1 pseudogene is annotated in these 223 nt (G+C 48.4%); it reads left to right on the top strand.

The features are described 5' to 3' along the window. Positions 1-223, top strand: a pseudogene (locus AAC854_RS23760) (hypothetical protein); the annotation flags it as partial.

The raw sequence follows: 223 nt of genomic DNA, 5'->3' as shown, positions 1-223 counted from the left end.
AGAAAGGAGCTCAATGGGTGAAAGATCGCTATTTTCACACCATAGGTAACCGGGACTGGGTCTTCGCCTCTGACGCAGAGAGTGGAACGAAGGAAGGGGTACTGTATGATATCTCAAGTATCCCGATACGACGCCATTTAAAGGTGAAGGGGAAGTACAACCCATTTGATCCGGCATGGGAACAAGAGGGTGAAATGTTGCGGACGAAACGGATGATGAGTAA

The sequence above is a fragment of the Xenorhabdus entomophaga genome (assembly GCF_037996725.1).
Lineage (GTDB): Bacteria > Pseudomonadota > Gammaproteobacteria > Enterobacterales > Enterobacteriaceae > Xenorhabdus > Xenorhabdus khoisanae.
Note: the sequence above shows the minus strand (reverse complement) of the source record. Positions and strands in the feature narration are given on the sequence as shown.